This window comes from Psychrobacter sp. CX18, assembly GCF_057396215.1.
Map to the genome: position 1 here is coordinate 78,388 of NZ_JBXYJH010000013.1, position 23,133 is coordinate 101,520.

Here is a 23,133-nt window from a genome sequence, read left to right on the forward strand (position 1 = left end):
TAATAGAATAATGCCAGTCAGCTTAACTGACTGGCATTATTTTTATACGCTACCAAAAAAGGAATCAGTCAAGCAGGTTTAGAAAAACCACTGCCATGCTGCTGACACTTCAGTATCTTGGGTACCGTCATTCTCTTGATTGGAGTAATCAGTATGCGCTTTACTGGCACTCACATCTAGTTCCCAACGTCTATCGAGCATACTGTGATCTGAATCATAGCCTGTTAGCTTTAGACCTAATGTACCACTGGTAGCATCGCTAGTATCATCATTCAGCCCACTGTCGGTATATTTGACAACGCCATAGTCTAGTCCAACATAAGGCGACCAGCGAATCTTCTGATTACCGAAACTTTTCCAGCTTGTCTGCATCGGCTCAAAGCTTAAGGTATTACGTAAGGTAATGCCTGACTCTGCGGCACTATACGCATTATCAATACCCCGTACACCAGAGTATGTAGAGCCTAGAGACTGCTGAGAGATACCAAAGAGTTGATCATCACTATATTGGCCTTGTAGCTCGTGAGTCATCTGCCAATACCCGATATTTTTTCCTGATGATAATAGTGGGTGCTGATGAGTCAAATAGCCTGATAATAACCAACGCAGGTAATCATCGCTAAGCCCTTGTTCCGTCGCTGGATTGTCATGGTTACCAAACCCCTTCTCTGCACTCAGATCTAGCACCCAAGCACCTGTTGTGACTTTGTTAGGATCTGATGCTGAGCGCTTATTAAATAGCTTGGTATGGCTGATACCCACTCTGCCACTACTCAATGTCGGACTTTGCACATCAATTTTACTGCCCAACACTTCACTGGTGACATCTTGATGGGCGACTTGGCCATATAAGGTTGAGATACTATCTTTGTCTCGATTAAAGGTATAGTCACCGCGAATATTGGCCTGCCAGCTGTCCCCCGTTTGTTCGAGTACTGAATTGGGCAATTGAGTAGTGCGCGTATACTCATCTGCAGCTAACAATCCAGACCACTGCCAACGTCCATTCGGGATCGTGGTATAAAGGCTGGCGCTACGGCGCTGGTTGTCCTCATCATAACCATATTTATCAGTGAGACTTTGCTGGATGGATAAGGAGGTTAAATCAGCCTGACCTAAGACATTGCGTAGTGTGCTATGCAGCTTGATTTGGTTATGACCATAGCTGTCATCTGGATCATAACGCCATTCCATATCAGTGCTGACGGTATCCACTTTACCTTGTTGACTAACCTTTAGACGAACGTCCTTGCCATTTTCACCGACAGGGTAAACATCCACTAGCAACTGACCGTCGATAACTCGCTCACCATTACTCACCGCCTGATCTAGAACGGCCATATTGGCCGGTTGACCAATAACATCACCCAACAGACGAGGCGTCGGTAGCTTAGTTTGATTGTCTATATCGGTAATTTTGGCAACATGGATGTGCCAGATCGACTTGTTGGCCTTGACGGTTACCGGATCAATAGAAATTTTGAAAAATCCAGCATCAAGATAAGCTTCTGTAACACTACGCAGCAACACATTCGCATCTTCAACGGTAACACATTGTGTACTATTCTCAGTGGGTTGTTGAGTCGCGTTTGTTGCTGCTTGGTTTGTCTCATCTATTTGGTTCATCACCGTGGATGATGATACAGAAATGCTTTCAGCTTGCTGTCGCAATTTAGCTTGTGCGGCCTTCTCAAGCTCTGGCAATGTGCCCAGTTCAACACGCTGCACAGGTAGACAGTCAACCTCAGGTGTTTGTGGAGGCATATCTGTACTAGGTGTTGGGCCTGTCTGACTCTCGGTAAAATCATTTTCAGATTGCGACTCATATTGCGACTGAGACTGACGTAATGATTCAATTCGTTGCTGCTGCAATGAATCTTGCCATACTTGCTGCTGTTCAATAGGGTTTTGCCAAGAGGGGTCTTGTATAGAAGCTGCAGGTATCGGTACCCCTGGTAGCTCATTTGCAGCATTAGACAGTGTAGGTAACAAAGCTCCAACGCTGCCAACTCCGATGCCAATGGCAAAACGCCATACTCTATTGCTTAGCATAGAAGGAGTTGTAGATGAGTCAATAGACTGATTATTAACAGTATTAGAGTCACCTATTAATGACGATTTATGACAAGATTTAGGTTTGGAGAGGTGTTTGATTGAACATATAGGTTGCATAGTAGTCTACTAATATTATAAGGATAAAAGCCCATAACTATGATAAGCATGGGCTTGAATATATTTATGAGTTAATTTTAATCTCACTATATGAAACGACTGTTAACCAAGACGAGAGTATCACCAGAAAATAAAACCGTGACACTCTCTTAGCTAATATCATAGTTTAACATTAGCCTTAGTGTTTGCACCATCCTCATCGTTCCAGTTATTAGTGAAGTCGATGTTTACAACATCCTTAAAGTCTTCAGCACTACTATATTGGTTAAGTTTTAGAATGTTCATCGCATCAAACTCTGCTGTCGCACCAATAGTATGCACATAGTCATTATTATCAGTGGTCGCTACTGTCGCACCATTTAGGTTTGAATTAGTGGCATTAAGATTTGCAGCATTTACCATGATGTTTTGACTGCCTACAGTGGCATTTAAATTATCAGCATTTATTGTCGCTTGCTGGGTCACCTTTTGATCATCAATCAAGAAGTTTGACTTCCCTGCTAGATTCACATTCACCATATTATCAATCTTCGAGCCGTCATTCACTGTATTCAATAGCTCTTCAGAAGAGATACCTGATTTTAGTTTTAAAGATCCGATACCAACAGAGATACCTTGATTGATATCAACCTTTTTAACAATATCTTGAGCAGAGTTGATATTTAGATCATTTCCAGCGTTTAGCGTTAAATTATCTGCATCAATATTACTTTGAAGATCAATATTGTTACCACTATTAATATTGACATTACCTCCCTCGATAGATCCTAAGGTATGGTAGACACTATTATCAGAATTTACGATAAGCTGTGCACCAAGGCTAGTTGGAATATAGTTCATCTTACCGCCTCCGCCACAAGAGCTACAGCATGAGCTACAACCTTTACTATACTTACCACCCGAACCACCAGATAAGCCAACATTCGCACCCAAGTAGAAGTTGCCTACTTTATCTTTAGAGGTTCCCGCATGAATGTCAACATTACCATTGGCGTTGGTATTCGTGAGATCAATATTGTCTGCAGTGATATTTGCACCTTCTATAACCAACCCATCACCTTCACTATTGGCTGTTATACTTAGATCAGCCGCATTTAAGGTAGTAGATGTGGCCTTATTGGTCTTTTCGTTGATCACCCCTAAGGTCGCACCAGCATCAATTGAACCAGAATAACCACCTTTAGCCGTAAAATCAGCACCCAAAGCGGTGTGGGTATCTTGCGCTGCTAGTATACTGGCTTTATTTGCTTTAATGACGACACTATCATCCGCATTGATATTGGTACCCGCGACTTGGGCCAATGTACCACCCGTTAAATTTAGGCTACCTGTATTAATAGCAGTCGTTTTAGCTTGCGTGTTGTTTATATCTAAGAAGTTAAAGCCACCAGCACCAGAGAATGCAGGAGATGCGCCACACGACGCCGCTGAGAAGTTAAGACCTACTGTGGCAGAAAATAAGCCACCACCCGTCGTATCCCATTGCTTATCATCGTTTTGACCCACTATAGCTTGTTGACCAGCATTGATATTCAATGAATCGGTATCAAAGTTATTGGCAATGTTGGCATTCGTTGCTGCATTAATATTGACATTATTACCAGTGACATTACCTTGTACGGCGCTGGCATCACCAGTCTGTTGATACTGATACTCGCCTTTACCATTTAATCCCACAGTGACATCTTGGAACGTACTGGTCGTCGCACTGACATTTATTTCACCGCTACCACTATGCGTGGTAATAACCTCAGAGTCGTAAGCAGCCGTACTGGTGTAATCGTTGGCTGAAATATCAATGGTATCTGCATTCAAATTGCTACCAGCATCCATTGCAGAATTAGTAGCCGTAATATTTAGCTCATTTTGTGCATCAATATCGGTGACAATTGCGGTCTTATTCTCAGTAACCTTACCAATGCCTTGGCCTGAAATACCAACAGACGCTCCAACGATTGGACTTACATTAGCAAATAGTTTTAATGCAGCGTCTCCACCTGCGATCACATCTCGATCAACAACGCGGTCATAGCCTGCATCCTGAACGATATCTTGAGCAGATAGGTTTACATTATCCCCTTTAATTTTGGTGCCTAAGTTCGTAAGTGAGTCATTAGCCACGATATCAATATCTTTGTCTGAATTTATCGTAGAGTCCACAGCGTCATACTCATGATGCTCATTGATGATTTGATCGTGACCAAGGCCAATACCAAATTCAATACCTGTCAGTCCACCTTTAACATATATTTCTGGACCTGTACTTCTCACCAATTTACTATCAACTAAAGTTAATGCATCACCTACCGCAGTCGAGACTTGCGTACCGTCAATATCTACATTATTCGTACCTGTTACTTGAGTACCTTTCAAATCAACGACTTGACCTGTTAATGTGGTATCCGCCCCAGTTAAAGTCGTGGCAATACCTTCACCGGTGCCGGTGGTGGTTATAGTGGTTACCCCTTTAAGTCCACTAGATGCTTCAAAACTAAAGTCTTCTAAATTAACGTCATCAGCACATTGTATGCAACCGAAGATATTACCGGTTACTTTCGAGGTGTTTACCGTCCTAATGTCAAAGTTCTCAGTGACAGTAATGTCTGTTGGGTTTGCAATGTCTGTCGTCAGCGCATTAGTCGCATCAGTTTGAAGTTTGCCTGCTGCAGTAATGTCACTACCCGTAATCGCAATATTATCCCCAGATAACGTCACATTATTGCCGGTTAAAATAGACTTCTGGGCAGTTTGTTTCTTATGGTCTTTCGCATATTTTTCATCAGTAATATTAAATGCAGAGCCATGGCGATCTTCAAAGTAATCAGACTCTACCGCAAGGTCGTGATTAATCTTTAGATCATTCCCAGTATCAAGATTCAGATCCCCACTGGCATTAATAGTACTCCCAGAGATGGTCGTATCACCAAGACTGGATAACGACAACGCGCCGTTCGACGTGATAGTAGAGCCTGTGAGATTGGTTTGTTGCTCATTATCAATATTAGTCTCACCACCACCGATGCCTCCCCAATAGAGGAAGTTTTCATCATTAGTCTTATGGTTGGTAGTTTTGCTGCTTGAAATCGTTAATGATTGATCGCTAGTAAGAGTTGCCGAGTCAGCTGCTAGCTGAACGCCCTCCAGACGCTGATCACCACCACTGCTCATTGTTACATTAGTACCTGAGATACTAGTTAGGTGTTCAGCCTGTGTACCTTGTGAAACAAGCTTCTCACCAGTTTTTAACTTGGCAGTTTCGTTTTTATAACGATTAGTATCAGACTTGGAATTTTCAGTGATCACACTGTTGGCAGTCAAATTATTACCCGCTGTTAAAGCAACCTCGCCACCTGTTAAAGTGGTACCAGATATGGTTAGGTTTTCATTAGAGGATAAATGAATACTGTCAGATGTGTTTAGGCTAGAATCATGGAATTGTTGAGTTCTTTCTTCTGTTCTAGTTTCGTTGTACCACGTCCCTTTAGTATTACGAACTTTACTGGTTGTTTTGTTGGTAGTGACCATTCCGCTGACATCAATATCGCCACCGGTAGCGGTGATAGTACTTGCGTCAATTTGACTGCCTTCAATATCGACATCACCACCAACTAGCTTGACGTCGCCACCTCGAATCGTGGAACCTTCAAAACTCTGATTTTGTGTATCCGCTGATTGAGTTTGTTTAACCCAATTGTCCACTCTTTTAGTCGTCTCTGGAGTGAGGTCTCGATCCATTTTTACGTCACCACCGACATATAATGTTGATCCCCCTAATAAGGAGACTGACCCTGCTTCAATATCACTATCATTGACGATTAAATTATCGGCATTGGCTTCAAATACTTCTTCAGCATTGAACTTACCTTGTAAGTGCTGACTGGCATCTTTATCAGTATTATGAATACGTATCTTACCTGAGTTCATACTACCTAATACCGACCCATCAAGTGTCACCTCCTCTTGATTGGTCAGCTGACTCACTGCTAACGTGTCATAATCAACCGTATTATGCCCAGAGATCATGTTGATTTCGTCAGACGCAGTGATATTACCATTCACATCAATAGTTGGCGCCAGCAAGTCTAGGCGCTTGGCTCTTTCAATATCACCTTTAACAACCAACTTATTATTCTGACCATTCCCCACATTGAAACCAGCCAGTCGATCAGCTGCAATGGTCGGTGTACCCACAACCAAAGATGCACGATCTGTATTAATAAATCCGCAGTCATCACAGGTGATGCCATTCGGATTAGCTAATACGTAGTCCGCTGCCATCCCAAAGACTTCTTGCTGCCCAAGTAATAAAGAGGGATTCTTTGAAACCACCTCATTAAGAATGACAGTAGCAGTATCAGATAGATTTTTGTTTGCCCCAAGTTGACCTGCAAGCTGCGATTGACCTGAGCTCATTGAGTTGTTTAAAACCAATCCTGACTTGCTAACATTAAAGTCAGTATATTGGTTATGTGATAATCCATTAGCGTTTGGATTAGCAATATTAACCACATCGACATTGCCAACTTTATTAACATTTGTCGATCCAACAGGGGTAACAGTGCCCGCTATTGCTGCACCACTGATAAACGGGAGTACCATTGCCATACTTACCGCACTAGCAACTCGACCTTGTGTAGATAACTTAAAAGAATGATTAATATTCATTGCTTTGCCCTTATTAGGTTATTAAAAAAAGTCGTTATTATCGAAACTGCTCGTAAAAGCCTTCATCATAAAAGCCAGTGTCAATACAGCACTTGTCACTCAAAACATGCTACAAACATAAATTTTGCTTTATGCCTCACTTAATTGAGATAACACATTACGGTAACGTCTGGACTATTAAGATTGGTTGTTAAACAAATGCCATCTTAGAAAAAGCTTACTAAGTCAAGCTATTTATAAGCTTGGACTATCACTAATTCTGCCATAATATAGTAAAGTAATATTACTTAATTATGACTTTATTAAAACAATAAAAATAAACATAATTTCATTAAAAATTTCAGATATTATTTTTAAACATTATTTTGGTTTTAGCAAGTTTTTTTTAATAATCAGTTACCTATACTTTACATGTTAGAATGCACAGATATGTTTATAATAACTTTAAATTAATTTAATAAGATATTTAAAATACTCATAGAATTGGTATTGTTTTAAGTAATAAATATAGATTTGAATTTTACTGTCATATTTCTTGTATAAAAGACAATCAAACTTAAATTTATAAAGTTTTGTAGTACATTTTTAGTCATATTTGGATTAAAATTATTATTAAATATTTATTAATTTTAAATTAAGTAAAATTATTTAGTAATATATAATTAATGAATATTATTTACTGCTTTATCAATCACCCTATATCGCTATTAGGACAATTTCGTCTAACTAAACTTAACAGTCATTCTTTACATCATTAACATTTTGATAGAAAATCTAATTATATTTAATTTATAGTTGCTTAACGAACAAGAAGTCACTGATTATTTTTATATAGGGCATGTGGACCATTCGACCATGGCACTGGCGGAGACTATTTTTTAGTCAATATGCAGTGAAATTTTTGACGCTTAGTCATTCTAAGTTAGAACCCTAAATTTTTAAAAGCCGCCATATATTGGCAAAAATGAGTCCTGCCCTCACTCGAGCATAGCTCTCCCCTTGCGAACGGGCAAAGCAGTGCTTTGCTTAATCCGTTCTCAGGGCTGATGCTAATTTGCGAATGTTCCATACGCCCTAGTCAAAGAAATCTAAAATGGTTACAAGGCAACCGAGTGCAAATAGCAAGTAATACGGGAGAAGGCTTAACGAGGTTAACGCCGTAACCGTTTAGTAGTTCGCTGACGATACAATAAAAAAAGCCCAAACCTACTTAGGTTTGGGCTTTAGCTTAGTAAACTAGTATTTATGAGTTTATCTTGCTTTATAGTAGCGTCTGTTGATCATAAAATAGCTACAGAATTCAATAGAACCGACTATAGATTGACATCAGACTTAGTGTTCGCGCCGTCTTTGTCATCCCAGTCATAATTGACATCCGCATGTACAGGGATACCAAGATCAATTGGTTTTCCAGTAAAAGCATCTTTAATCAAACTAGGAATAGTTTCAACAAATTTTGGCACACTAAATGATTTTCCATCTACTGACGCTCCAACTTTGTGTACGAAGTCATCATTGTTACTGCTATTGACTACTGCACCACCAAGATTAGAGCTGTTCGCACTTACTTTAGCAGCATTGACGTCTATAGCACCACTACCAACCGTAGTATTTAAAGAGTCAGAATTAACCGTCGCTTGATGGGTGGTCTTTTCATGATCAACATCAAATCCTGCTTCACCGGCGACGCTAACGCCTAAGATAGTGCCATTATCAAAGTCATTTTTGAGGGCATCTATAACATTGCCAGCAGTAACCTCATCAACGAACTTGATAGGAGAGCCATCAAAACTCAAACCTGTTTTCACATTGACTTTAGCGACTTTATCTTGAGCAGAGTTAATCGCAAGACCATTACCAGCCACTGTGTTTAAGGTGCCTGCCTCAATATTGCTTTGCAAACCGATATTATTGCCACTATTAATATCAACACGGTTAGCTTTCACCGTCCCTAATTGATAATAGTTGCTATTGTCGGTTTCTACATTAAGATGAGCACCTGCCGCACTGCTATCGAAGCTCTCTGAGCTAACAGTACCGCCAAGGTTACCATCTATACCAAAGTTACCCACATAGTCTTTAGACTCAGCAGCGACTAGGTTGACATCACCTTTAGCATTCGCATTGGTTAAGCTGACGTTATCAGCAGTGATATTAGCGCCTTGTACTGACAGCGCATCACCCGCTTCATTAGCCGCAACAGTTAGGTTCTTGGTGTTAACAGTTGCACCCTGTGCTTTGTTGCTGGTTTCATTTACCACACCAAGTTTTGCGCCTAAGCCAAGCTTATCACTGGCAAGATCAGGGGCGAATCCACCATTACCATTCATCAATACCCCAACCGCACGATGTGTATCTTGTGCAGCCGCAATATTAGCTCTATTGCCTTTGATAGTGACGTTATCAGACGTCAAGTTTGCACCATCGATTTGAGCAAGCTTATCCGCTGTCACGCTCACGTCTTTAACATTGACCGTTGCAGCTTTGGCTTGTTGATCTTCAACACCTAAGTAGTTAAAACCTGCTTGAGCAGAGACAGAAGGTAGTACACCCACCCCAGTAGTCACTGCCGCTGGAATAACCGTAACGCCAACTGATCCACCTAGCTCAGCGCCACCGGCCGTATTCCATTGTTTATCACTGTCTTGACCGATACGAGCTTCTTCACCTGCAGTAACACTGTACTGGTTCGCAGTCACATCTTGTGCGGCAACGGCGCGAGTACCGCCATTTACCGTGACATTATCTGCTTTTAAGCTGCCTTTAATGGCTTTAGCATCTCCCGTTTGTAGATACTGATACGTGCCTTTACCACCGGCGTCCACTGTCACATCTGTAAAATCGCTGGTTGACGCCTTGACATTGATATCGCCACGACCACGGTGAGAGGTGGTTACAGTTGAGTCATAAGCGGCTGTACCGGTATAGTCATCGGCGTTTATGTTAATGGTATTTGCAGAAATTTGAGTACCCGCATCTACCGCTGTATTTTGAGCGGTAATGTTGGCATCATTAGTCGCTGTGATACCCGTGGTATGCGCCGTTTTCACCTCGGTAGTAACGCCATCACCGTCACCGGATAACTTGATACCGCCGCCTAAAGGCTTATTAGTGCCCGCAAATAGGTCTAATGCAGCATCACCGCCAGCGACTACTTTACGATCAACAACACGATCATATGAGGCATCATTATTAATATCTTGACCCGCTAAGTCTACTGTTGCAGCGGTTATCTGCGTACCTTGGTTGCTCAAGCTTTCTTCTGCGTTTAAGGAAGCTTTATTACCTGCTTTGATCGTTGAGTTAGCCGCTTGATACTCATTGTGCTCATCGATGACCTGATTGTGCCCAATGCTAACACCGACTTGTACACCCGTTGCACCGCCTCTTACATAGGCTTCAGGTCCAGTGCTCTTATAGACTTTGCTATCTACTGCCGTTAAGGCTTCGCTTGCGCCCGTTGACACTTGCTTGCCGTCAATAACCGCATTGTTAGCCGTATTGATATCTGTACCATTTAGGCTGACCTCTTGTGCTTTGAGTGTCGCATTATTGGCAGATATGGTGTTATTACGCGCAGTTCCTGACCCTTTGGTAGTGAGCGTCGTCACCCCTTTAATAGAGCCTGAAGCCTCAACCTCAAGATTTTTTAATTGGTCAATACCGTCAGTTACCAACTTGGTCACGCTACCGTTTAATACACCGTCAACACCGCCCTTAATCACATTGTCAAAGTCGTCTTTTAGATCAAGGTTAGAGCTTGCTTTGCCATCAGTACTGATATCATACGTTTCAGTCTTGGTAATGTCAGTAGCATTGGCAGCATTAGTGGTTAACGCTGATTTAGCAGCCGTATCAAAATCTCCCGTTGCCGCCACATCACTACCGGTTAAAGTAATATTGTCACCGGCTAAAGATACCTCCTTTGCAGACACATTACTTGCGACAGTGCTCTGAGCCAAACGATCGACCGCTGTTTTCTTATCGGTGATGTTAAACGCAGTACCATGACGGTCTTCTGCATAATCTTGCTCAGTGGCAAAGCCATTACTAATATTAACGTCACCAGCAGCAGTCACATTCAATGCGTTATTCGCTTTGATACCACTAGCGCTGACTGTAACATCGCTATCACTGCTCAATGTTGCATTATTTGCCTTTATTTGACTGCCTGTTAAAGCGGTTTGGGTTTTGTTATTGATATGGGTTTCACCACCACCAATACCACCCCAGTATTTGAAGTCTTCTTCATCAGTCTGACGATTACTTGTGTCGCTACTTGCTACGGTCAATGCGCCATCACTGGTTAAGTTAGCCGTATCCGCAGTTAGCTGAACACCTTCTAAGCGCTGTTCACCACCACTATTTAAGCTTACATTTTCGCCATTTATAGTGGTTTGATTTCCGCTTTGGGTCGCTTGAGTGATTGTACGAGCACCTGATTTCAGATCTGCCGTCTCATTTTTATAACGGTTAATATCACTGTGCGATTTTTCTGTTGTTGCGCTTGTGGCAACTAAATCATTACCAGAGCTTAAAGAAACACTATCGCCCTGGATATCTGCACCAACGATTTTTAAATCTTCTGATGAGTTCAAGGTGATATCATCTATCGCATTTAGCTGAGACTGATGATACTGCTGATCTTTATCTAAGGCTTCATTTTCATTAAACCATAGACCTTTGCTATTGCTTGCGGTTGTGCTATCGGTATTGGTTGTGGTCACACCGCTTACGCTAATATTATCACCAGCGGCATTGATGCTATTACCTTGTAACTGACTACCTTCAATGTCAATGTTGCTACCACCAAGCGCTATGGTATCACCCGCAACCTTTGAGCCTTTAAAGACTTGTGTTTCTTTATAACCAGAATGAGTCAACGTGACATTATCATCAAGCTGCTCTTTACTCTCTGGTAAATCAGTACGTGCGGTTTGTACCTCACCGCCGATAGATAGCTGCTTCGCCCCAACAAGAGACACTGATTTGCCCGAAATGTCACTGTCAGATACTTTTAGGGTATTCGCTGCCGCATCAAAATCTTGGTCGGCACTGAACTGACCTTGTAAGGTCTGAGTAGCTTTAGTATCAGTATTATGTAAACGGATACGACCAGACTGCATACTACCTAGGATCTGTCCATCTAAAGTGACATGAGGTTGAAGCCTTTTAGGCGCACTGACTTCTAACGTATCGTAATCAATATTATTTCGACCAGAGATCACATTGATCGCATCAGATGCCTTAATATTGCCATTGATATCGACTTTCGGTGCCAACAAATCTAAACGTTTTGCCCCTTGCACATCACCGCTTAACGCTAATGTTTTACTATTGCGATCGCCGACACTAAAGCCCGCTAGATGCTCCTCTTCGATAGTTGGTTTACCTACCACTAATGAGGCTCGATTGGTATTAATAAAACCTGTATTTTTACCGGTAATACCGTTTGGGTTCGCTAAAATATAATCAGCTGCCATTCCAAATACTTCTTGTTGCCCTAAAAGAAGTGATGGGTTTTTTGACACAACTTCATTCAAGATCACTGACGCCGATCCTGTTAAGTTGCTATTGGCATCAAGCTGACCGGCAAGTTGTGACTTACCTGAACTCAATGAGTTATTTAGAACTGCGCCTGATTCGCTTACATTAAAATCTTTATACTGGTTATGAGACAGTCCATTGGCATTTGGGTTGGCAATATTTACCACATCCACTTTACCAACTTGACTGACGGTTGTATCGCCAATTGGGTTGATGTTATCAGCCTGTGCGGCCACACTCATAAAGGGTAATACCAAAGCCATGCTAACCGCGCTAGCAATCCGGCCTTGAGGTGATAATTTAAAAGCTTTATTGTTTTTCATAACCTTGCCCTTTTTAAACGTGTAGTTACAATCTACACTTTTAACAATTTGCGCCAACCCTATTCTGATATCGCCCATGCCATATTGAAAAGATCGGCTGTCTAGAAGTCATAATATTAAAATTAGAAGTTAAAACAATGAGTTAATAAGCTAATCAAATTTATATTTCATTTATATTACAAATAGAAATTTTATTTTAAACGATTGCTCTTTGTTTTCTGCTTCACTAATTTTCTGAACTTCAAGACTTAAACTATCAAAATTTTTGAGTACTGGAGAGCCTAGTTTTGTATCTGAATGTGACAAAATCAACTATCAACCCATTGAATTAATTAGCTTATTTAAATAGGCTTATAACAATCTATAAGATATTTCTAAAAGAAATAATTTGAAAATTTTTAACGTATTTTTAATGAGTTTTACCTTAAATATGCCTCGATTCTAAGTATTAGCAACGACTGGCGCCTTAAACACTAACTCCAAATTATTAAGGATTGAAAAATTTAATAATGTTGATTTAACAATTAAATCATTAGAAATATGAAAAACCCTTAACATTTATCGGATAATAAACTGTTTACAATATCATCTGATTTATAGTGAACTTTTACACGACCCTCTTAATAAACACTCTGTTTGATTACGCAGACCTATAGAATACAGGATCAACTATAGATAAATGACAGCCATTAAAAAAGGCATAACTGCTTTTGCAGTTATGCCTCTAGTAAATAATGTAAAATTATGCAAGACGATGGTTTAAAAATGGGGAACTTTTTATAAATCATTAATTAAACCATTAAATCAGCCCACTCTTAGCTAGTTATCTTCTTGTACTTCATACGTTTTGGACCGGCGTCATCACCCATTGTTTTCTTACGGTACGCTTCATATTCAGAGTAGTTACCATCAAACCAGACTGGACCTTCTGGCTCAAAAGCTAGGATATGAGTTGCAATACGATCTAGGAACCAGCGATCATGCGAGACCACCAGTACCGTACCTGGGAAGACTTGGATCGCATCTTCAAGCGCTCGCAGAGTCTCAACATCTAAGTCGTTTGAGGGCTCATCAAGTAAGATTACGTTAGCGCCTTGCTTAAGCGTCTTAGCCAACTGCAGACGGTTACGCTCACCACCCGATAGATTACCAACTAACTTTTGCTGATCTTGACCTTTGAAGTTAAAGCGACCGATATAAGCACGACTTGGCGTTTCATATTCGCCAACCTTAATAACGTCTAGACCATCGGACACCTCTTCCCACACCGTTTTGCTGTCATCGAGATTATCACGTACCTGACCAACATAAGCCACACTGACACTCTCGCCTAAATCAACGCTGCCCGTGTCTGGCGTATCAAGTCCTGTCATCATATTAAACAAGGTCGTTTTACCCGCACCATTAGGACCGATAATACCGACAATACCTGCTGGTGGCACATTAAAGCTTAGGTTCTCATATAGCAGACGATCACCAAAAGATTTTGAGATATTATTTACCTCAATGACTTTATTACCTAAGCGTGGACCTGGTGGAATATAGATCTCAGAAGTCTCATTACGCTGTTGGAATTCTTTCGAGTTTAGCTCTTCAAAGCGCTGGATACGAGACTTAGATTTGGCTTGTTGACCTTTTTGGTTTTTACGTACCCACTCAAGCTCTTTTTTCAACGCTTTGGCGAACGACTCTTCTTGCTTTTGCTGTTCTTCTAAGCGTTTGTTTTTCTGTTCAAGCCACTCAGTATAGTTGCCTTCATAGGGATAGCCATAACCACGGTCAAGCTCTAAGATCCACTCAGCCACATTATCTAAAAAGTATCTATCGTGGGTAATTGCCACAATCGTACCGCTGAAGTTTTTCAAGAATTGCTCTAGCCACGCCACCGACTCAGCATCCAAGTGGTTGGTTGGCTCATCAAGTAGCAACATATCAGGGCGTGATAACAACAAACGGCACAATGCCACACGACGTTTCTCACCACCAGAGAGCTTGCTAACATCAGCATCCCAAGGTGGCAGACGCAGCGCATCAGCGGCTTTTTCTAGCTGAGTATTGAGGTTATGCGCATCCCAAGCTTGGATAATATCTTCCATCTTACCCTGCTCTTCAGCTAACTTATCAAAGTCTGCATCAGGCGCGGCATATTCGGCATAGATTTCATCAAGACGTGCTAGCGCATCAAGGGCTTCACGCATACCATCTTCGACATTACCTCGTACATCTTTGCTATCATCAAGTTGTGGCTCTTGCGGAAGGTAGCCAATTTTAGTACCAGGCTGAGCACGTGCTTCACCACTATATTCGGTATCCACGCCAGCCATGATACGAAGCAAGGTTGACTTACCTGCGCCATTAATACCTAAAACACCAATCTTGGCGCCAGGAAAAAAGGATAAGCTAATATCTTTAAGGATTTCACGCTTAGGGGGAATAAGCTTCGAAACCTTATTCATGGTGTAAATATATTGTGCCATTAAGACTCCATTATCAGTATTAAAACCTGCATTAACAATGCTACAGTTGGAATATATTTAGACAAAAAAAGCTAATTATAGGTTGTATATACAAGCTCTTAGGCCTTATTAAAAAAGCAGTTTTTTAGTGAATAAAAATATAAAAACTATTATCGCATATTGGCCCACAGTTATCATCTTCTGTTGTTCCCTATTATTGGCGAAACAGGTCAGGTATCATAAAAGACGTTGACGAGACTGATTTTACATTCATTGTATTCGACCCTTCTTATTCGACCGTTCTTATTCGACAGTTTTTGTTTGACAGTGAGGGTATGGGCTAACGTTCATTTTAAGTAATAGCATAAAGTTACTTTAAAGAGACACCCTATAAAGCAATACCCAATAAAAGTCTACAGACAAATAAGCGTCACGCAGTTAAGCTATATGTCATAAGTAGTCAAAACCTACATGAATTTATTAATAATATTTCTTACCCCCTATTAGGAGCTAACAATGAGCAAGGATATAAACATCATCCATAATACTGAAAACAATCAATTTGAAACCACGATTAATGGTCATACTGGGTTTATCAGTTATCAAGACCAAGGTGATAGCATCGTGTATGACCATACCATTGTCCCGCCTGAGCTCGGTGGCCAAGGGGTTGGCTCTGCTTTGGTAAAACATGCCTTAAATTATGCGCGTGAGCAAGGCAAAAAAGTAGTTCCGCAGTGCTCATTTGTTGCCGCTTATATTAATAAGCATGATGAGTATCAAGATCTGGTTGACTAATTCGAGTATCCTAAGATATTCGAAACACGTTGGTTGATTATATTATTTTAGAGGCTATTCTTTCATTGCTCTTTTATATTATGATATAGCTTATCTTTGACCTAATATTGGAGGGCTTTATGAGCCATCTCACAGACGCTCAAGTAGAGCTGCAATTACAAGAATTGAAAGGATGGAGCAAGGATGGCAATGCTATCGTTAAAACGTTTGTTTTTAATGATTTTGCCGAGGCCATGAGCTTTATGGTTCAAGCGTCTTACCGGGCATTAGAGCTCGAACACCATCCAGAGTGGACTAATATCTTTAATGAAGTGCGCGTTCGTCTTATGACTCATGACTTAAATGGTATTTCAAGTCATGACATACGTCTTGCTAAACGCATGGAAGAAATTGTTCAACCCAAGGTTTTTTAATGGTGTAACCCTCTCACACCCTTCTTATCATTATCATTATCATTATCATTAGGTTTATATTCTGTGGCAAATTTTAAAACCCACCTCACTGGCGGCTTTGCTGTTAGTGGGGTTTTGGGCTTGATAACTTATAAAGCGGGACTGGTCGATGCTCATGAGTTTTTGATGTGTGTGCTAACTGGCACGATTGGCGGTCTACTGCCAGACATCGATTCGGATAATTCAACACCCATTAAAATGGGGTTTGATATTCTCTCATTGGCACTTGCTTATACGTTAATTATTCGTTGGCGTAGCGAATTGTCTCTACTTTCTATGCTACTGCTATGGTTGGTAGGGTACGCCTTTGTACGTTATGCAGTCTTTGCGGTGTTTACTAAGCTGACAGTACACCGAGGTATCATTCACTCTGTCCCCTATATGGTATTACTGGCACTAGGACTAACTTGTGTCAACTATTACCTTTTAGAGACGTCTTCTATCACAAGTTGGTTTTATGGAGCTTTCTTATTACTGGGGTCATTGGTACATTTAGGTCTTGATGAAGCCTATAGCGTCGATTTACTCAACAACCGCTTAAAGCGCTCCTCAGGTACTGCAATGAAGTTTTACAATCATTCGCAGCGCTTTTATTACATCGGTCTCTATGCGTTAGTACTCACTTTTATTTTTATTGCACCGCCGTTTGATCCCTTCTATCGCAAAGTGAGTGACCCGATTACATGGTGGTTATTAAAAGATGCGATGCTCCCTGAGGTGCTGATACGATAGCTGGGCGCTAGATGGATTCTTGCTTGATGGACGCTAGGCCTAGTAACGGTCTATGTTTAATAGTCTATGTTTAAAAGAGGTTTAAAGTTTAATACCATTTTAAATCTTAGTTAAGACCGAGAGAAACATTATAGGATCTGATTAATCCTTAATAAGACTCGGCTGTGGCAACCCTTGACGTATCATTTGAGAGTATAACTCTGGATCCTGATTAGCTTCGAAGTCAAAGTCTGCCACCTTAGGATTGATATGCGCATTGGCATACCACTGCGCTATCGACCATATTTCTTTCTCATCATTCTGATATGAATGAGCCGCGCTGTGAGGTAATAGACCTTCATCATATAAGTAATTGGGAACATAACCTGATAATAATATGCGGTAATCCCATGGAAACCTATCTTTCTTGACGTCACGAGCCATATCAAATATTACCGTCGTACAGTTATCAATTAAAGTGTTGTACCACTTTGCATCCTGATTAAGCGCATCAGCTTGCTGTAGATACGCCTGAAACAGTTCGCGAACCTTTTTATAACTTAACCCTTGCAGTGGAAAGATATATACCTGCTCACCCCGAACATTACTGCGAGTATAGACAATATCTCGTTCCTCGGACGCCACCAATGTCATTTCAAACTGCTTAACAAAGCCACCCAGCGCAGAAAAAGACTCATCTTCTTCTTTGCGAATCTCTATCGAGAAGCTCAGTGGTCGATCATCTTCAAATCTAAAGCTTAACAGGGTGTGTCCAACTTGCTTACCCATCCAATATGAGTTGATAATATCAACCCCGCTAAGCTTGCTCAGATCAATTGTCCGATCAGTCCATCGGGCTTTTGCGACTTCATCTAGACCACTGTCACCGACACTGTGATAATACGGCTCGTTAGGTTGGACTAGCTTCTCACTACCTCTCTTGCGTACCCAGTCGAAGTTACGAACATTGTGTAGTGTAACCCTATCAGGGTTAGCGTCATCGATAGTGACACTCACTTGATGACTAACCTCTTCCTTCCAGGCTCTATCTTGCTTGGCGGGTAACCAGATAAACCAAGCCGCCAACAATACCCATAGTATGAGTGAGACACAAACCAGCCACTTATACCAATAAGCCCAAAGCTCGGATCGCCTTAAAAAAGAGCTAAAAACCACAACGGTAAGAGTAACTATAGCTATAATGGCTAGCCAGCGCAGTATGGCGTAATCGTTAAGCTGAACCCATGCCACAAGGCTTGCCCACAGTGCTGCTATTGATAATGCCACAAACTTGACGCCTCTGACCAACCTTAACACCGTACGCTTTATAAGGCCGTGTTTGAGATTAGAAACTGAGTTTGACTCAGGAGACAGACTAGATTTTGACATAACAATTTGACTTTATAACCTTAAATAAGGGCTTAGTTTATGGTAGTACGAGTCACATAGCAACTTTCAAGTTGCATTACAAGTTTAATGGTCACTAAAATTGGCAACATTAAATAGCTATACAAAATAGCAAGCAATTTATTAGTATTTAACATTGAATATCAGCCCACCTTAAGATAAAGTGAGAGCAACTTAACAACCATACGAGGTGATACTCCCCCCATGTCCGATGACAACTCTGGTACATCCAATTGGTCCATGCGTGGATTGAAACGCTGGCTAAATACTGCCCCGGAAACTCGGGATGAACTCATCAAGCTGGTACAAGATTCACGCCAATTCTTAGAGCCTGATACGGTTGATATGCTAGAGGGTGTACTTGACCTCCCTGCCACTCAAGTCCGAGAAATTATGACACCGCGCCCACAAGTAGAAGGGGTGCGAGAGCATGATAACCTAAAAGACATCATGGATATGATACTCGAGACCAGTCATTCTCGCTATCCTGTCTTTGATAGCCAAGATGATGATGCGGTGATTGGTATTTTACTGGCCAAAGACCTTATCCCCTTATTGGTCAATATTATTCGTGAAGATGATGAGGCTAATAGCTCATTTCGCCTTAAGTCCCTTATTCGTCAACCCCTCTACATCAGTGAAACGGCCCGTTCTGACACTTTACTACGCTCCCTTCAGCGTACTCAAGTCCATATGGCAGTAGTGGTTGATGAGTTTGGTAACATGGTCGGTGTGGTTACCATGGAGGATCTATTAGAGGAGATTGTGGGGGATATCGTAGATGAGCACGATGACTTTAATGAAGACAGTGACATCAATAATATTATTCCACATCCTGATAAGCCCAATACTTGGATCGTTCAAGCCTCAACCTTAATTGAAGACTGTAATGAAGAGCTTAACACCTCGTTTGATGACACTGAGGTTGACACCATGGGTGGACTAGTGATGCAAGAGCTTGGCTATGTGGGCGATTTAGAAGGTCAGACGGTTGTTATTCAAGGCTGGCATATCGCGATTACCGATGTAGATGCCCGTTTAATTAAACTTCTTGAACTAACCCCAGTCACAATTGAAGTAGGAGAAGACTATTAAACCAATACTGACTTTGTTTTCTACCTTAGCGACTGGTCCAAAACACCATCACTGTCTTAATACAGTGTCTACCAATCACATAGAGAAAGCACTTGGGCTCTGTACTTGTCTTGTTGTCGCTTCTTGTACCACAACGACAAGTGCGCCTGTCGTCAAAGCCGAGACCGAACAAGGCCCTGTCATTGCGTTAGTATTGGGTGGTGGTGGCGCTAAGGGCTTTGCTCATGTTGGGGTTATTAAAGCTTTAGAAGCCAATAACATCCACCCAAACTTAGTAGTCGGCACCAGTGTCGGTAGCTTCGTTGGCAGTCTCTACGCCAGTGGTCAATCAGCGTCGCAACTTGAATCTCTAGCGTTAACGACTAAAGATAGTGAATTGACAGACTTCACCGTGTCATACCAAGGCATTATTGAAGGGACTAAGCTACGGAATTTTGTGAATACACAAGTAAACCATCAACCAATTCAATCGTTTCCTATCCGTTTTGGGGCAGTAGCCGCCGAAAAACATACCCTTAAAAAAACCGTGTTCACTGAAGGAGAAGCCGGTCTCATCGTGCAAGCCTCAAGTAGCGTCCCTAATATTTTTATTGCCCCTCGCATACCCGATCCTAAGACATCAGGGCAGGTTGGCAAAAAATACATTGATGGTGGTGTTGTTAGCATCGTGCCGGTTGATACTGCTAAAGCAATGGGGGCCGATGTGATTATTGCCGTTGATTTGCAAGTGGGACAAGAGTCACAAGCGAAGGGCTCAAACAGCACTTCGAGTAGGACGATTTGGTCTTTGATTGAACAAGGCTATCATGACTATATGAGTGCCAATGCGCAAAGCCATAAATCAGGACCCTATACCAAAAATTATGCGGCTATTAATAAAGCAGAAATAGGCCGTGCTACTGTGGTGATACGTCCTGATGTTGCTGATATGAGTCCTATTAATACGCTAGACCGTGAGAAAGCAATTGCGGCAGGCGTTACAGCCACTGAGCAAAACATGCCTGCTATTAAAGCGGCGATTGAGCAAGCAAATAGAGAAGCTAAGCTTCAACATAATACCTATACGGTCAATTAACTCCGTAAATCAACCTATCTTTATCAGGTCTTTATCAGGCTCATTACCTCTATTATTTACCCGTATATATTATTTATAGCGTTTGTACCCGCCCTTGCCCTTGTTATTAGGTTAAGCGTTTAGATTGGGTAACCTTAATTCGGTATAACCACTTACTTAATCCGTTATTTTAATTAAGCTTATTAAATTGATCCTTAACCCTTTATCGTTTATAAAATGAGACAGCTTTCCTTTTTAAATACAAAGAATGGGGCAGTATACTTATACTGACCCCTTCTTTAGTTTGACTTTTAATTAGGTTGTTGCTAAAACTTTAGATGAGTTTTATGCTCTGAAATGTCGTCACAGCTTTATCGAGCCGGCGCTGGTGAAAAATCTAGCTCAAACACTCTTGAGCTACCACTAACCTCAAACCCGACTAATAATAGAGGCTTACCAGAAGGTGAGTCTTTTGCAGAAACAAAGGTCAAGCCCTCAGGGCCTAAGTCACCATCTGCATTGGCAGGCATGCTGCCCTTTTCAGCCGCTTTTAGTTTAGCATCATCAAACGTACGAGTATTAACTTCACCTAAGAAACGTACTGCTTTAGGATTGGTAACATCAAAGGCCATCACGCTTGATATACGCTCTAGCCCAATAAAGGCTATCGTTTGTGATCCTACTTGTCCTATTGTCACCCCTTCAGGCTCGACCCCTTTATTGTCACTGCGATTATCGAATTCATTTTTGTCATTGCTAGCATTGAAGTTTTTCGGGTATTTTTGCGCGGTATACTTACCCATAAAGCTGCCACTGTCATAGACCGGCGTCGCGAAGTTGTCGACATCCCAAATACTAAACGAGCGCGCCCCGAAACTATATAGAGAGTCGTAAACGCCATCTCCATTACTATCGCCCATCGAGGCCGAAAAGTCTATTTTACCCAGCGCTTTTTTGTCACCACAGTCTAGATTGTGACAGGCTTGACGGTTAAATTTCGCAGAGTCAGTTTTGACATCATTAAAGCCAATTTCTTCCTTAAAATCACCCCATTCGCGAGCATCACCTTCATTGGCTGTGACAATATAATCTTTACCATTTACCGTATAATAGGCAATGGCATCTGGCATATACATGCCCATGATTGGCCATGTTGTGATATTAATGGCATCATCTTTATTACTGACGTCCAGCTCATTTCCTACCTTAGAATGGTCTTTTGCGCCTAACGATTTGATAGCCTTAACTTGGGCAGTCGCAATATCAATAATGGCAATGGCGTTATTTTCTTGCAAGCTCACATATGCAGTCTTGTTGTCTTTATCGACTACAATATATTCTGGCTCTAAATCTTCCGCCACGGTACTCATAGTGCCATCAGCTTTTTTACCAAAGATGCGCACGCCAGCATTGATTAAAGACTGCTTTTGATTATTAAACGGAGTAAAGGTCGCCGTTTTTACCACGGGCTTACGGATATCTTTAAGACTGATCACACTGACCGAACCTTCGGCATCGACTTTATAGTCATCGTCAGGCTCACCCTCATTGGCGACCAATAAATATTGTCCATCATGGCTAAAGGTTACCATATCAGGCAGAGCGCCTACTTCTATTGTCTGGATACGCTCAAGGGTATTGGCATCAAAGATGACCACATGCCCATTATCCGTCTTAGTATTTGCTTGTACAGCTAAGGCTATCAGTTCACCTTGCACAGCCACACTATTAACGACACTTCCAATATCAGATACTGCTAATGAGCGCACCAATACAGGCTTGTGAATATTTGACAGATCGATCACATCTACTTTTTTATTTTGTGCATTGACCACAAAGCTACGACGGGTCGCTGGATGATAAGCGATAATTTCGGCGGCCGACTCATCAAATGCCCCGTGCACATAGCTACCTGCTGGGGTAAATGTCACGCTTTGATACTGTTGTGAGTCAGCACTTTTACGACTTGTATCTAATTTCTTATTCATTCCAGTAGTTCGCTGAGAAGTTGCCTGATTGGCACAGGCAGACATCAGAAGGCTAGTGGTTAATAATCCAGTTAGTCCTATTAGCTTAAAATAACGATTGGATAAGACTCTAGGTAGCGTGTCGGTGCTTATGAGTTGGTTCTTGTACTTTACATCCTTGCGTTTTGAATCAGTGCGTTTTGATTGAGTAACAGGAAATAGCATAGCATCGTAGCCTTAATAGTGTGATGTCATTAAAGAGCATTTTAGTGAGTAAAAATTTTCTACAAATAAGACAAAATACTCATTATTTATTAAGGCTTGATGACAATAATTAATAACCTTAAATATTTGGACAGGTTTGGACACTCATTCGCTAAAATAAAATGAACCGATAATAGTTAAATTATCCTCAAAACCAAACTCCACGTATAGGTTGAATCTCTAGTAGCCGCTAAACGTATACCAAATCTAAAAATTTACCTA

Annotated in this window: 11 protein-coding genes; 5 read left to right on the plus strand and 6 right to left on the minus strand. The window is 41.3% G+C overall.

What is annotated here, in order from left to right:
* Positions 1-78 precede the first annotated feature (78 nt).
* From AC2SLT_RS11055 to ettA, 4 genes are all read right to left on the minus strand, one after another.
* Complete coding sequence (locus tag AC2SLT_RS11055) at positions 79-2,172, minus strand: ShlB/FhaC/HecB family hemolysin secretion/activation protein (RefSeq protein WP_486547706.1); 2,094 nt, start codon at positions 2,170-2,172, stop codon at positions 79-81.
* Positions 2,173-2,331: 159 nt separating this feature from the next.
* Positions 2,332-6,837 (minus strand): two-partner secretion domain-containing protein, encoded by a 4,506-nt coding sequence (locus tag AC2SLT_RS11060; RefSeq protein WP_486547707.1) that lies wholly within the window; start codon positions 6,835-6,837, stop codon positions 2,332-2,334.
* A 1,313-nt stretch (positions 6,838-8,150) separates the two neighbouring features.
* Positions 8,151-12,707: a two-partner secretion domain-containing protein gene (locus tag AC2SLT_RS11065; RefSeq protein WP_486547708.1), complete on the minus strand. Its 4,557-nt coding sequence runs from the start codon at positions 12,705-12,707 to the stop codon at positions 8,151-8,153.
* An 815-nt stretch (positions 12,708-13,522) separates the two neighbouring features.
* The gene (gene ettA, locus AC2SLT_RS11070; RefSeq protein ID WP_486547709.1) at positions 13,523-15,184 is read right to left on the minus strand and encodes an energy-dependent translational throttle protein EttA; all 1,662 of its coding nucleotides are present in this window, start codon (positions 15,182-15,184) and stop codon (positions 13,523-13,525) included.
* Between the two features lie 495 nt (positions 15,185-15,679).
* On the opposite strand from ettA, the gene AC2SLT_RS11075 reads away from it, so the two are divergent.
* The 3 genes from AC2SLT_RS11075 to AC2SLT_RS11085 all read left to right on the plus strand — a co-directional run bounded on the left by AC2SLT_RS11075 (position 15,680) and on the right by AC2SLT_RS11085 (position 17,145).
* Positions 15,680-15,961 carry a GNAT family N-acetyltransferase gene (locus tag AC2SLT_RS11075; protein ID WP_486547710.1) on the plus strand — a complete coding sequence of 94 codons (282 nt, stop codon included), beginning with the start codon at positions 15,680-15,682 and terminating at the stop codon, positions 15,959-15,961.
* 119 nt (positions 15,962-16,080) lie between these two features.
* The gene (locus tag AC2SLT_RS11080) at positions 16,081-16,374 is read left to right on the plus strand and encodes a 4a-hydroxytetrahydrobiopterin dehydratase (protein ID WP_486547711.1); all 294 of its coding nucleotides are present in this window, start codon (positions 16,081-16,083) and stop codon (positions 16,372-16,374) included.
* A gap of 63 nt (positions 16,375-16,437) precedes the next feature.
* A complete protein-coding gene (locus AC2SLT_RS11085; protein ID WP_486547712.1) occupies positions 16,438-17,145 on the plus strand; it encodes a metal-dependent hydrolase in 708 nt (235 codons plus the stop codon).
* 141 nt (positions 17,146-17,286) lie between these two features.
* Here AC2SLT_RS11085 and AC2SLT_RS11090 read toward each other — a convergent pair whose 3' ends face one another.
* Positions 17,287-18,513: an Lnb N-terminal periplasmic domain-containing protein gene (locus tag AC2SLT_RS11090; RefSeq protein ID WP_486547713.1), complete on the minus strand. Its 1,227-nt coding sequence runs from the start codon at positions 18,511-18,513 to the stop codon at positions 17,287-17,289.
* 222 nt (positions 18,514-18,735) lie between these two features.
* Between AC2SLT_RS11090 and AC2SLT_RS11095 the strand changes: the two genes are divergently transcribed.
* The gene (locus AC2SLT_RS11095; RefSeq protein ID WP_486547714.1) at positions 18,736-19,626 is read left to right on the plus strand and encodes a CBS domain-containing protein; all 891 of its coding nucleotides are present in this window, start codon (positions 18,736-18,738) and stop codon (positions 19,624-19,626) included.
* Between the two features lie 13 nt (positions 19,627-19,639).
* Complete coding sequence (locus AC2SLT_RS11100) at positions 19,640-20,701, plus strand: patatin-like phospholipase family protein (protein ID WP_486547715.1); 1,062 nt, start codon at positions 19,640-19,642, stop codon at positions 20,699-20,701.
* 350 nt (positions 20,702-21,051) lie between these two features.
* Here AC2SLT_RS11100 and AC2SLT_RS11105 read toward each other — a convergent pair whose 3' ends face one another.
* On the minus strand, positions 21,052-22,872 hold the full coding sequence (locus AC2SLT_RS11105; protein WP_486547716.1) for a choice-of-anchor I family protein: 1,821 nt from the start codon (positions 22,870-22,872) through the stop codon (positions 21,052-21,054).
* Between the last annotated feature and the right edge of the window lie 261 nt (positions 22,873-23,133).

Bases quoted from the DNA above. Each gene is read 5' to 3' on its own strand.
- AC2SLT_RS11055 (WP_486547706.1), bottom strand. From the start codon at position 2,172: ATGCAACCTATATGTTCAATCAAACACCTCTCCAAACCTAAATCTTGT.
- AC2SLT_RS11060 (WP_486547707.1), bottom strand. From the start codon at position 6,837: ATGAATATTAATCATTCTTTTAAGTTATCTACACAAGGTCGAGTTGCT.
- AC2SLT_RS11065 (WP_486547708.1), bottom strand. From the start codon at position 12,707: ATGAAAAACAATAAAGCTTTTAAATTATCACCTCAAGGCCGGATTGCT.
- ettA (WP_486547709.1), bottom strand. From the start codon at position 15,184: ATGGCACAATATATTTACACCATGAATAAGGTTTCGAAGCTTATTCCC.
- AC2SLT_RS11075 (WP_486547710.1), top strand. From the start codon at position 15,680: ATGAGCAAGGATATAAACATCATCCATAATACTGAAAACAATCAATTT.
- AC2SLT_RS11080 (WP_486547711.1), top strand. From the start codon at position 16,081: ATGAGCCATCTCACAGACGCTCAAGTAGAGCTGCAATTACAAGAATTG.
- AC2SLT_RS11090 (WP_486547713.1), bottom strand. From the start codon at position 18,513: ATGTCAAAATCTAGTCTGTCTCCTGAGTCAAACTCAGTTTCTAATCTC.
- AC2SLT_RS11095 (WP_486547714.1), top strand. From the start codon at position 18,736: ATGTCCGATGACAACTCTGGTACATCCAATTGGTCCATGCGTGGATTG.
- AC2SLT_RS11105 (WP_486547716.1), bottom strand. From the start codon at position 22,872: ATGCTATTTCCTGTTACTCAATCAAAACGCACTGATTCAAAACGCAAG.